The 12,649-nt window shown below is 57.7% G+C and carries 8 protein-coding genes; 2 read left to right on the forward strand and 6 right to left on the reverse strand.

What is annotated here, in order from left to right; translation table 11 throughout:
- The first annotated feature begins 93 nt into the window (after window positions 1-93).
- Entirely contained in the window at window positions 94-318 is a 225-nt protein-coding gene (locus TZ03_RS05860) for a hypothetical protein (protein ID WP_003253436.1), read from the forward strand.
- Window positions 319-408: 90 nt separating this feature from the next.
- Here TZ03_RS05860 and TZ03_RS05865 read toward each other — a convergent pair whose 3' ends face one another.
- The 6 genes from TZ03_RS05865 to TZ03_RS05890 form a co-directional block, all read right to left on the reverse strand.
- Window positions 409-2,406, reverse strand: a complete 1,998-nt coding sequence (locus tag TZ03_RS05865; RefSeq protein WP_009682002.1) for a heavy metal translocating P-type ATPase — start codon at window positions 2,404-2,406, stop codon at window positions 409-411.
- A 201-nt stretch (window positions 2,407-2,607) separates the two neighbouring features.
- Entirely contained in the window at window positions 2,608-2,931 is a 324-nt protein-coding gene (locus tag TZ03_RS05870) for a DUF2790 domain-containing protein (protein ID WP_003253432.1), read from the reverse strand.
- 184 nt (window positions 2,932-3,115) lie between these two features.
- Window positions 3,116-4,537 carry a group II intron reverse transcriptase/maturase gene (gene ltrA / locus TZ03_RS05875; RefSeq protein WP_051096403.1) on the reverse strand — a complete coding sequence of 474 codons (1,422 nt, stop codon included), beginning with the start codon at window positions 4,535-4,537 and terminating at the stop codon, window positions 3,116-3,118.
- 476 nt (window positions 4,538-5,013) lie between these two features.
- Window positions 5,014-8,175, reverse strand: coding sequence for a CusA/CzcA family heavy metal efflux RND transporter (locus tag TZ03_RS05880; protein WP_003253428.1), 3,162 nt, complete (start codon window positions 8,173-8,175; stop codon window positions 5,014-5,016).
- Between the two features lie 24 nt (window positions 8,176-8,199).
- Window positions 8,200-9,450 carry an efflux RND transporter periplasmic adaptor subunit gene (locus TZ03_RS05885; protein WP_003253426.1) on the reverse strand — a complete coding sequence of 417 codons (1,251 nt, stop codon included), beginning with the start codon at window positions 9,448-9,450 and terminating at the stop codon, window positions 8,200-8,202.
- Between the two features lie 68 nt (window positions 9,451-9,518).
- Window positions 9,519-10,790, reverse strand: coding sequence for a TolC family protein (locus tag TZ03_RS05890; RefSeq protein WP_016712696.1), 1,272 nt, complete (start codon window positions 10,788-10,790; stop codon window positions 9,519-9,521).
- 404 nt (window positions 10,791-11,194) lie between these two features.
- Here TZ03_RS05890 and TZ03_RS05895 point away from each other — a divergent pair, with 404 nt between their 5' ends.
- Window positions 11,195-12,538, forward strand: coding sequence for an OprD family porin (locus TZ03_RS05895; RefSeq protein WP_003253422.1), 1,344 nt, complete (start codon window positions 11,195-11,197; stop codon window positions 12,536-12,538).
- Window positions 12,539-12,649: the final 111 nt, after the last annotated feature.

Consider the following 12,649-nt stretch of genomic DNA (forward strand, 5'->3'; position numbering starts at 1 on the left):
GGGATTGGCTATGGGAGCGGGATTCGCTCACCCCAAACCTGAAGGCGCCGCCATCTAACCGAGCGATATGAGCTGAATGCTCGCGGAGTAGATATGCAGAACAGTACCAACAAACAAGACACCCTGGCGGCGATCAATGCACTTGTGGAGATTGCGTATGATCAGGGATTTGCGAACGGACAAGGGGTCGGCAATCAAGTCGGTTTCGTAGCCGGTGTCATGAGTCTCAAAGCTGCGTTGGCCTGCGGCTTAAGGCACGGCTCACCTGAGTGTGGGAAGGCCCTTGAAAGCCTCAAGCGCATCGGGATCGACGAGTGAGAAAAGTACGGGTCGTGCGCTGATCGCGCACGACCCGTACTTCTACTTCAAGTCATTTCCCTGCTTAGCTTCATGATTGAAGCTCAGGGATCAGGAGCTTCTGCGGTAGGCCAACAACCGCAAGGCGTTGAAGACGACCAGCAGTGTGGAGCCCTCATGGATCGCAACGGCGGCACCAATGCTCAAGCCCATGATGGTAGACGGAACCAAGATGGCCACAATCCCCAAGCTGACGAACAGGTTCTGGCGGATGATCGATCGCGTGTGACGGCTCAGCCCCACCGCAAATGGGAGTTGCCTGATGTCGTCAGCCATAAGCGCGATATCAGCCGTTTCCAGGGCGACATCAGATCCGGCAGCCCCCATTGCGATGCCAACGCTCGAATTGGCCATGGCAGGGGCATCATTCACGCCGTCACCCACCATGGCCACCCTGGCGCTGAGGCGCAGGTTCTTGATGGCCTTGACCTTGTCTTCCGGCATTAGGTCTCCCCACGCCTCATCTAAGCCAACTTGTTTGGCTACCGCCTCTGCAACGCGGTTGTGGTCCCCAGAAATCATGACCATGCGGTCGATGCCCATCTCTCTGAGTTTCTGGAGTGCCTCTTTGGCACCCTCTCGGGGTGTGTCCAATAGCCCGATAGCGCCCAGATCCTTGTCAGCGCGACGTACCACCATGGTTGTGCGGCCCGACTGACGCAGACGCTCCGCAGCCTCCAAGGCTGCCTTGCTCAGTGCGGGAATACCATTGGTACCGAACATCTCGACCTTGCCAATCCAGACGAACTGCCCATCAAGCTCGGCACGTACGCCGCGGCCAATCATGTTGCTCATGTTCTTGGCTTGCAATCGGCGCCGTGTGCCAATCATCTCTTCACCGTCACGCACAATTGCCGCAGCCAGCGGATGGTCGCTCATCGACTCCACAGCGATGGCGACGTTTAGTAGATCCTCGATCTGCGTGCCGCCTACCGGTATTACATCGGTGATGCGTGGGCGCCCTTCGGTCAGGGTACCGGTCTTGTCGAATGCCATGGCATTCAAGGAGCCGAGCTCTTCAAGCGGTGCACCGCCCTTGATCAGCACGCCACCTCGGGCTGCCCTGGCGATGCCAGATAGAATGGCGCTTGGTGTTGCGATCGCCAGCGCGCAGGGGCTGGCTGCAACCAGTACGGCCATCGCCCGGTAGAACGAGTCACGGAACGGCTCATCAAGGAAAATGCCGGCAAATAGCAGCCCGACTACCAGCAGCAAAACCAACGGGACGAATATGCGTTGGAAGCGGTCCGTGAATCGCTGGGTCGGTGACTTCCTGACTTCGGCTTCACTGACCATCTTGATGACCCGCGCCAGGGTACTTTCCGTAGAGCGCCGTGTTACCTCAACCTCGATGAGCGTTTCGCCATTGATGGTACCGGCGAAGACTTTCGAGGCTGCATCCACTGCATCTGGCTTGCTGCGTGCGAGTTCGGCATCAGGGACAGGTTGCTTGTCCACGGGGACGCTCTCACCGGTTACTGGCGCCTGGTTGATACTTGAGGAGCCCACTACAACAAAACCATCGGCCGGTAGGCGGTCATTGGGGCGCACGATGACAACGTCACCGGGAACCAGCAGCTCCACAGGCATTTCCAACGTGCCATTTGCTCTGCGTACGATCGCGGTGGCTGGTGCGAGCTTGGACAGTGCCTCAATCGCTTTCTTGGCCCGCCCCATCGCGTAGCTTTCAAGGGAATGCCCCAGACTGAACAGGAACAGCAGCAGAGCCCCCTCCGCCCAGGCGCCAATGCTCGCGGCACCGGCTGCGGCGAGAAGCATCAGCGAATCGATCTCGAAGCGTTTCTGGCGGATGTTGCTGATCGCTTCCTTGGTGGTGAACCATCCACCGAACACATAGGCCGACACGTACAGAATCAGGGGCAGTCGATCAATCAGGTCAAGTTGTCCTGCGAGAGCTCCGGCACCCAGGAGGGCACCACAGATCAGCGCGAAAATCAGCTCCGTGTTCATGCCAAAAATGCCGCCATGCTCATGGCTATGACCTTCATGCCCAGCTTGGTCATCAGGGCGTTCAAGCAAACTCTTCATAACTCGTCCCTTCTGGGGTCAAGGCTTCCAATTGCCCTCTGCAGTTGGGAGCCGTCGCGGTTGGTTAGCTAAGACCTATTGCACGGTTTGCCCCGGCCCAGGCGTTAACATGTCAAAACCATGGGGCATCGGGCGTAATAAAAAATGCCAGGCACTGCCTGGCATTTATGAATTCTCTAATTGTTCTGTTCAAATCGTTTACTACTTGTTGTTGATGCATTGCGAATACATCGAGTAACGAACAGTCTTGAGCGTGCCCTGGGAGTCCTCGAAGGTCATCAACCGTGGGTAGACCTGGCAGGTACGTGGGTCCTGCGACTGACGTACGAACTTAGCAACGTCTATCTTCATGCCATATTTGTAATCCTGAATCTCTGGCATTGGCTTGCCATTTTTCTCCGCGTACTTGGCCACTGCGGTCTGGTGCTCCTTGGTGTATTGCAGCTGCTTGCTCTCGGAAAAAGTGTTGGCCTGCGAAGCCACCGAGAAAACAACAAGTGCAGCAGCGATAATTAGCTTTTTCATAAAACCCTCTCAATTTCAAAACTTCTCGGGCGTAACCTTAGCAATGCATAGGCATCACCGGCATGACGAGAAACTTACAATTTTGAAAGGTAAGTGCATCTACTTCACTTTAAATCGAGTAGGAGGCGGATTCACACCCGCCGTCCTCTCACACCACCGTGCGTACGGTTCCGTACACGGCGGTTCAGGTTACGCGGCTAAGCCGGTTAATCGTATCCAGTATCGAGACCAGCCCGAGCCGGTCCCACAGTTTCTTTGGCAGCGCGTAGTTCATATGTTGCGCTCCCGAATTCCACCATGGACCTCGGCCATTGAAGGCTGACTTGTTGGCACGCTCCTCGCTCAACCCCAGGCGCATCAAGTTTCTCAGCCTCGTGGGAGGCTGCTTCCATTGACGCCAGATGACGCAGCGGAGTTTGTGCCTGACCCAACCATCCAGTTCCTCAAGCGGCCGCTTGCTCTGGCTGAGCTTGAAGTAGCTAGCCCAGCCTCTCAGGACGGGGTTGATCCGCTCGATGACAGTCGCCATTTTGCGAGCCCGTACGCTGCGCAGCAGCATTCTGAGCCGGTCGCGTAAGCGGTCTAGGCTCATCCTTGCCACGCGCAGCCTTGGCTGCTGGTGCCAGCTCATCCCATAGCCTAGGTAGTCGCACTTCCACGCCCTTGCCACTTGGCTTTTCTTCCTGTTCACCGTCAGCTTCAGACGTTCTCTCAGGAAGCGCTCGACGCTGACCAACACCCGTTCGCCGGCCCGGGGACTGCGTACATAGATGTTCGCATCATCGGCATAACGTACGAAGCGATGGCCCCGTCGCTCCAGCTCGCGGTCGAGTTCGTCGAGCAGGATGTTCGACAGCAACGGCGAAAGCGGGCCGCCTTGCGGCGTCCCCTCCTGCCGTGGGCTGACGACACCGCCCGACATGATCCCGGCTTCAAGGTAGCGGCGGATAAGCCTGAGTACGCACTTGTCTTTGATCCGACGTTCGATGCAGGCCATGAGGATGTCGTGATTGACCCGATCGAAAAACTTCTCCAGATCGAGTTCCACGCACCAGCGGTGTCCCGCTGTCACATGAGCACGAGCCATCTCGATGGCTTGATGCGTACTTCTGCCCGGACGAAAACCATAGCTGTAGTCCGAGAACAGTGGGTCGAAGATAGGTGTGAGCTGCTGCTGCAGTGCTTGCTGGATCAGGCGATCCACGACGCTGGGGATTCCCAGTTGCCGTGTGCCGCCCTGCGGCTTGGGAATTTCAACCGCTCGCACTGCTTGGGGCTGGTATTCACCGGCCAGTAACCTGGCCTTGAGGGTTGGCCAATACTGTCTCACGTAGCCCGCCAAGTCAGCAACCGTCATGCCATCGGCACCCGGTGCTCCCTTGTTGCTGACCACGCGTTGATACGCACGTCTGAGGTTGGCCGGTGCAAGCACCCGCTCCATCAGCGTGTCCGGCTCCGCGTTCGTCCACGTCACGGACGCCGTCGATACCTTTGCACTGTCAGGCGTCACCCTCGGCTTCTGGCCGGAGCTCGGGATGACAGTTTCCGCTGTGGGAAATTTCTGCATTACGGTTACCAACGAGACGGCGACGCCTACTGGCGGCATAACCTGTTCGGCCCTTGGTGGCGCGGTTAACCGCCACTTACTACGGCTTCGGCTGACTTCTGCACGCTCATCCCGTCGCCTTTCGACGCGCGGTAGCACAATGGCAAACGTACAGATCTCCCAGGGTAATTCGCGCGACCTTCCTGCTTATGCCTGTCGGATCTACGTCACAGCGTTCCGTGCAAGTATTGGGCTTTGGCGATTTGTGCCACCTCACCCCGCTGTGCCGCCTCTATCCGCTTCCTGTTCGTCAGGCCAGCATTTTGCCTCGGGCTTCCTTCAGATTCGCGGTCACCCGCGACACCCTTGCCTCCGGCTAACACTTCCCCTTGCCGGGTGTGTAGAGGACTTTCACCTCCAAGTCACCCGCTTGGCCACCACAGCCAAGCGGGTTGCGCTTACGCGCAACGCGCCATGCCTGGCGCACACAAAAAAGCCCACAACACGTGTTGTGGGCTTCTCTTTAGCGGAGCCTGTTAGCTAACCACTTCGGCCTCGTCGCCGTCTTCATCCTTGCGGTGTGCCCAGTAATACAGGGCAGGCAGTACCAACAAGGTCAATGCGGTGGAGGACAGGATCCCGCCAATCACCACAGTCGCCAGTGGCCGCTGAACTTCTGCACCGGTACCGGTGGCCAAAGCCATCGGGATGAAGCCCAGGGAAGCTACCAAGGCAGTCATCAGAACAGGTCGCAGACGGGTTAATGCACCTTCATCGACTGCCTGCCTGAGCGTTCGCCCTTCCTCCCTTAGCCCGCGGATGAAGGCAATCATCACCAGGCCGTTCAGTACTGCAACGCCGGACAGTGCAATGAAGCCGACACCTGCCGAGATCGACAGTGGGATGTCCCGCAACCACAACGCCACAACACCACCGGTGAGTGCGAATGGAATACCGGTGAAGACCAGCATGCCGTCCTTCAGGTTGTTGAACATCAGGAACAACAAGGTCATGACCAGCAGCAAGGCGACTGGAACAACGATCTGCAGCCGTTTGGCAGCCGACTGCAGCTGCTCGAACTGGCCACCCCAAGTCGTCCAGTAGCCCGCAGGGATTTGCACCTTCTGATCCAGCGAAGCGGTCGCCTCCTCAACGAAGGATCCCAGGTCACGGCCTCGAACGTTGGCACTGACGATTACCAGACGCTTGCCGTTCTCGCGGCTGATTTGGTTCGGGCCCAGTTGCAGGTCCAGATTAGCGACCTGCGACAGCGGGATGAAACCGATCTGGTTGGCACCCTGAGCCGCATTGGCAGGCACCGGAATCAGCAAACTGGACATCCCCGCTACGTCGGTGCGAACGGTCTCAGGCAGGCGCACTACCATGTCGAACCGACGGTCGCCCTCATACAGCGTGCCGGCCTGGCGACCACCCACGGCGATAGCGATCGAGTTCTGAACATCCGCGATGTTCAGGCCGTAGCGTGCTGCTTTCTCGCGGTCGATGTTGATTGTCAGCACCGGCAGGCCGGATGTCTGCTCAACTTTCACTTCCGACGAGCCCGGTACCGCTTTGAGCGCTGCCGCGATCTTGTTGGCGGTGTTGTTGAGCACGTCCATGTCATCGCCGAAGACCTTCACAGCGACATCACTACGCACGCCCGAAATCAGCTCGTTGAAACGCAGTTGGATTGGCTGCGACAACTCGTAGTTGCTTCCTGGAACACCCGCTGCGGCCTTCTGCACCTCAGCAATCAGCTCATCGCGAGGCTTCTTGGGGTTAGGCCACTGATCCTGAGGCTTGAGCATGATGTAGGCGTCGGAGGCGTTCGGTGGCATCGGGTCAGATGCAATTTCCGCGGTACCCGAGCGTGCGAACATCCGCTCGACTTCAGGCACCTGCGCTATTACCGCTTTCTCCAGACGCTGCTGCATCTCGACGGACTGAGTGAGGCTCGTTCCAGGCACACGCATGGCCTGCATCGCAAAGTCACCCTCACTGAGGCTTGGGATGAACTCGCTACCCATACGACTTGCCAGCACACCACTGAGCACGACCAAGGCTACTGCGGCCGAGAAAGCGATGTTCCGATGTCCCAGCACCCATTGCAGAACCGGCTCATAGCGCAGTCGAGCTGTGCGCATGACCACGCCTTCCTCTTCCTTCACCTTGCCAGTGACGAACATGGCAATAGCTGCAGGAACAAAGGTAACGGACAGGATCATTGCGCCCAGCAGAGCCATCACAACGGTGAACGCCATAGGGTGGAACATTTTGCCTTCGACGCCGGTGAGGGCGAAGATCGGCAGGTACACCACCATGATGATCAGCTGACCGAAGATCAGCGGCCGGCGAGCTTCTCGCGCCGCGGCAAAGACCTCGTGGAAGCGTTCGGTTTTGGTGAGCATGCGGCCATGCTTATGCTGCGCATGAGCCAGTCGACGGATCGCGTTTTCTACAATAACCACGGCACCGTCGACGATGATGCCGAAGTCGAGTGCCCCCAAACTCATTAAGTTGGCACTGACCTTGTTGTTGAACATGCCTGTGAAGGTGAAAAGCATGGACAGCGGAATCACCATCGCGGTGATCAGGGCTGCACGGATGTTGCCGAGGAACAGGAACAGAATCGCGATTACCAAGATCGCGCCTTCTACCAGGTTCTTCTTCACCGTCGCGATGGCTTTTTCAACCAGGTTGGTACGGTCGTAAACGGTCACAGCCACCACGCCCTTTGGCAGGGTGCGGTTGATGTCCGCCAGTTTGGCGGCGACAGCTTGAGACACAGTACGGCTGTTTTCACCAATCAGCATGAACACGGTACCGAGCACGACTTCGCGGCCGTTCTCAGTAGCAGCACCTGTGCGGAGTTCTTTACCGATGCTGACGTCAGCAACGCTGCTGATGCGAATCGGTGCACCATCCACGCTGGTGATCACGATGTTGGCGATGTCTTCGATGTTGCCTACCTGGCCGGGCGCACGGATGAGCAACTGCTCACCATTACGTTCGATGTAGCCGGCGCCGACGTTGGCATTGTTACTTTCCAACGCTGCGACCAGGTCATTGAGGGTAAGCTTGTAGGTAGCCAGGCGCTTAGGATCTGGCGCAACCAGGAACTGCTTGGCATAGCCGCCGATGGTATTGATCTCGGCTACACCCGGGACGTTGCGCAGCTGAGGCTTGATGATCCAGTCTTGGATCACGCGCAGGTCGGTCGGGGTGTAAGGCGTACCGTCCTCTTTGACCGCGCCATCTTCGGCTTCAACGGTCCACAGGAAGATCTCGCCGAGGCCGGTAGATACCGGGCCCATAACGGCCTCTACGCCTTCTGGCAGCTGTTCCTTCGCAACCTGCAGCCGCTCGTTGATCAACTGGCGGGCAAAGAAGATGTCAGTGCCATCCTTGAAGATCACGGTGACCTGAGACAAGCCAGAGCGAGACAGGGAACGGGTCTGCTGAAGGCCCGGGAGACCGGCCATGGCCGTTTCAACTGGAAACGTGATCCGTTGTTCGGTTTCCAAAGGCGAATAACCAGGCGCTGCAGTGTTGATCTGCACCTGGACGTTGGTGATATCGGGTACCGCATCGATGGGCAGCTTTTGATAGCTGTAGATACCGATACCCGCCATGATCAGAACAGCGATCATTACTACGATGCGCTGCTCGATGGCGAATCTGATGATACGTTCAAACATGAGAAATCATCCTGTCAGTTCGCATCAGTGACCGTGTTCGGCAGAAGCTTTGCCGAGCTCGGACTTGAGTGTGAAGCTGCCACTGGTTGCTACCTGGGCGCCGGCTTCAATACCGTCGATGACTTCCACGTACCCATTGTCGCGACGACCCAGTTTTACCGGGCGGGTGTCAAACCCATCTGGGGTGCGTACGAATACCGAGGGTTTGTCTTCAACGGTCTGGACTGCGTGCTCAGGGACCGCTACGGCAACTCGATCAGTCTGGGAAGTGACCGCAATGTTCACGAACAGGCCTGGACGCCAGGCACCGTTGGGGTTGGTCAAGGTGACGCGGACAGTGGCTGCGCGGTTTTGCTCGCCCAGCAGGCTCCCGACATAACCCACCTTCCCTTCGACCTCGACATTCATGTCAGGCGAAGAGACTTTCACCGCACGACCAGTCGTGACCTTGCCCAGATCTGTAGGCGGGACGGCGAAGGTTGCCCAGACCTGATTCAGGTCAGAAAGGATGAAGGCGTTGGTCGCCTCGCTGACGACTTCGCCAACGGTCAGGTGTTTCTCCACCACCACGGCGTCGAAAGGAGCTCGGAGTTCGTAACGATTACCGCCAACGGAGTTAACCGAAGCACCGATCGCACCGACCTTCTGCTTGGCGTTGGCCAAGGAGATCTCCGCTTCTTGCAGCGCTTGGCGTGCTTGGAGGTAGTCTTGCTCCGCGGAAATCTTGTCCTGCCACAGCTGCTTCTCACGCTCGAAGGTCACTCGCGCCAGTTCGACGCGACGCTGTGCGGCCTGTTGTTCGCTGCGCAGGTCAGAGATCTGCTGGCTCGCGATTACAGCGAGGACCTGACCCTTTTTGACCGTCTCACCCAGGTCGGCTTGGACAGTCTCTACAACGCCAGGAACACGAGGAACCACGTGGGCGGTCCGGTCTTCATCGAAGCGAATTTCGCCCGGGAAGCTCACGACTGTACCCAAGTCACGCGGCGCTGCAGCTTCCAGGGCAACGCCGGCAGCCTTGATCTGCTCAGCGCTAAGCGTCAGCTTGCCCTCTTCTTCACCGCCCTCTTCGCTGTGGCCTTCTTCACCATGGCCCTCATCACCCTCCTCTTTGGCGGCAGATGCGGCTTTCTTTTCGTCGCCATGGCCATCGTTAGCGCCATGCTCGGCGGTACTAGCGGCCTGCTGTCCAGAACTGTTGTTCCAGGCAAGGCTGCCAAATCCGAGGGCTGCCACAGCGGCTACCGCGAGGGCGATCTTGCGTTTGTTATCCATTGCTACTCCTGCTGATCGTAGGCACCGGCTTGTTCAAGGCTGTGTGCCGAAGAAAATGTTTGGCCCGTTCAGCGAGCGCCGGCAGTTGAGCCGACTTCGCCATAAACCCTTTCCACCTGCGCACGCGCATTGGTCGCCGCTGCCAACGATTCGAGATATTGGCCACGAGCGACGATCAAGGTGCGCTGGGCATCCAGCACTTCGATGAAGCCGAATTTGCCCATCTCGAAGCCGCGGGTTGCGGTATCTACGGCTTGTTGGGCTGACGGCAGAATGGTCTTGTCGTAGGACTCGACCTCCTGCATGGCGGTGGACCACTGGTTCAACGCGGTTTGGGTTTCGGTGCGCAGCCGCAGCTCCACAGCATTGCGCTGGTCTCGGGCCTGATCTGCACGACGAGAAGCGGAAAGAATGTTGCCCTGGTTGCGATCAAACAGCGGCAAAGGCATAGAGACGCCCACAGTGTTGACACGCTCGCGCACAGAGCGGTCGTACTGGCTACCTACGCTGACGGTAAGGTTCGGGATACGCTGAGCTTTCTCTGAACCGAGCGAGGCATCGCTCTTGTCGATCTGTACCACGGCCTGGCGCATTTCTGCGGTCTGATCGAGCTTCGCCAGCAGCTCTTCAGTCCGCGGTGGCAGTCCCGGGGAGAGGGTTGGCGATTCGAGTCGATCAAAGACGGTGACCGAGCTCCCGGTAATTTGAGCGAGTTGCTGGTAAGCGGTCGTCTTTTCGGTTTCGGCACGTCGAACTTGCAGCTTTGCTTCGGCCAGTTGTACTTGGGCGCGGGTGGCCTCTACTGGAGACGATTTACCTGCGCGAACACGACCATCGACGATGCGGAGACCGCGCTCAGTCAGTTCGAGAGATTGCTTGGCCAGGTCAAGGCCTGTCTGGGCCCGCAATGCGGCGTAGAAGGCCTGTACGACGTCTGCCCGCAGACCGTTCACGCGACGGTCCAACTCCAGCTGTGCGGCGGTCTGCCCGTAAGTGGCGACGTCAACACGAGCTCCCCGCTTACCACCCAGCTCCAGGGTTTGGCTAAGCGACACGGTCGTCGTGCTGGTGTTACGACGGGTGTCTTCCACGTCGTACGAAATAGTGGGGTTGGGGATAAGCCCGGCCTGCTTGCGAGCACCATCAGCGATGCCAATCTCTTGCCGGGCCGCGGCCAGGTCAGGGTTGGCATCCATGGCCGTCGAAAGCGCCTGGGGCAAGCTGATGCTTTGAGCAAGAGCTGCAGGTGCCATCAATCCAGAGATGACTGCACAGAGTGCAGCGATCTTCCAGGGCGAGACGGAGGTCTTGGATAAGACATTGCGGTTATACCGGGGCACTTTGATGGTCCTCGTGCACAAACTTCGATAAAGCTTGGCGAGAACGCCGAAACAGCTGCCAAGCCCCACTTGATTAGGTGATGGCACTCTAATGAGCGGTAGCTATCAGAGGGGTGGCTAGAAAATTACAATTTCGTAAGAAAGTCCTGTAATGCCCGAAAATACTGGGAAACCAAACCCGGCACTAGGATTTCGTTACAAGCAACGGAGATGGCAAACACGCGGTGCGAAGGCGCCGAATAACAGGCAGATGACGAAATTGTAATTGTCCTATCACCCTCCCGTTATCTTCGGCCTGCAAATATGAGCTCGCGCTACGCTAGGCGCGCCGCCGGGTCAGAACAATTAACGACACCCGCGCCGGTAAACATAATAAAAACTGCCGTGAATCAAAGGAGCATCGGATGAAAATCAAAGTACCACTGTATTTGGCGGCAGTTTCTGCGCTGTCTGGAAGCTACGCTATTTCGGCACAAGCTGAAGACAAGCCAGAAGGCTTCATTGAAGGCAGCAGCCTTACAGTGTTGAACCGTAACTTCTACTTCAACCGTGATAATCGCGACAGCACCGCCCCCACTTACAACAGTGGCAAGGGCAATACCAACGGCTACTCCGAAGCCTGGGCGCACGCGATCATCAGTAAATTCAACTCTGGGTTTACCCAGGGTACCGTTGGCTTCGGCGTTGATGCCTTCGCCATGATCGGCCTCAAGCTCGACACCGGTGATGGGCGCAACGGCGGCCGTAGCTCCTTCGACGTGCTACCCGTTGATAACAAGGGCGAAGCTCGCGACGAATACACCAAGGTCGGCGGTGCAGCCAAAGTCCGCTTGTTCGATACCATCGTGAAAGTAGGTGATGTTTTCCCATCGACTCCGGTCGTTGCATCCGGTGACTCTCGCCTGCTGCCAGAAAGCTTCCGCGGCGTGACCGTTGAGAACACCAGCATCCAAGGCCTCACCCTTCAGGGTGGTCGACTGCACGCCATGAGCCAGCCAGTCTCCAGCAACCTGAACGACAACTTCGTGACCTTCTACGGCGGCCCGGTCAACTCGCCATGGATCGGTTACGGTGGTGGTGACTACTCGATCAACGACAACTGGACTGTGAGCGTCTACGCCAGCCAGCTGAAAGACGTCTGGAATCAGTACTACGCCGGCACCAGCGTTGTTTACCCGCTGAGCGACGATCTGGCGCTGATCGGTGGCTTCAACTACTACAAAGCCGTAGATGAAGGTAAGAAGCGCCTGGGTGAATTCGACAACAACATCTGGAGTGCCAAGGTCGGCGTGCGTTACGGCGCCCACACCCTGGCCCTGTCGCACCAGCGCAACAACGGCGACGACGATTTCGACTATCTGCGTCAGTCGGACTCGATTTTCGTCGACAACTCCATCCAGTACAGCGACTTCAACTCGCCGAAAGAGCGTTCCTGGATGCTGCGCTATGACCTGAACTTCACCAGCTACGGCATCCCAGGCCTGACGTTCATGACCCGCTACGCCAGAGGCTCGGGCGCGGATTACTCGAACGCTAACCAGTTCTACATGCGCACCGACGACAACGGCAACCCGCTCGACAATCAGAAGCGTTGGGAGCGTGACGTCGAAGTCAAATACGTTGTGCAAACCGGTCCGGCAAAAGACTTGTCCTTCCGGTTGCGCCAGGCAACCACGCGTGCCACTGCTTTCGAATCGGATCTGGATGAAACTCGTGTAATCATCGAGTACCCGCTTTCGATTCTGTAATTCGCTGAGCGGGCCAGTCTTTCGACGGCTGGTCCGATTAGTAAAACGAGCATTACGAATTCACCTTGAGTGGCTTAATTGCTCCTTTGGTAAAAGGTGGATATTTGGCGC

It is taken from the genome of Pseudomonas sp. 10-1B (genome assembly GCF_000935045.1).
Lineage (GTDB): Bacteria > Pseudomonadota > Gammaproteobacteria > Pseudomonadales > Pseudomonadaceae > Aquipseudomonas.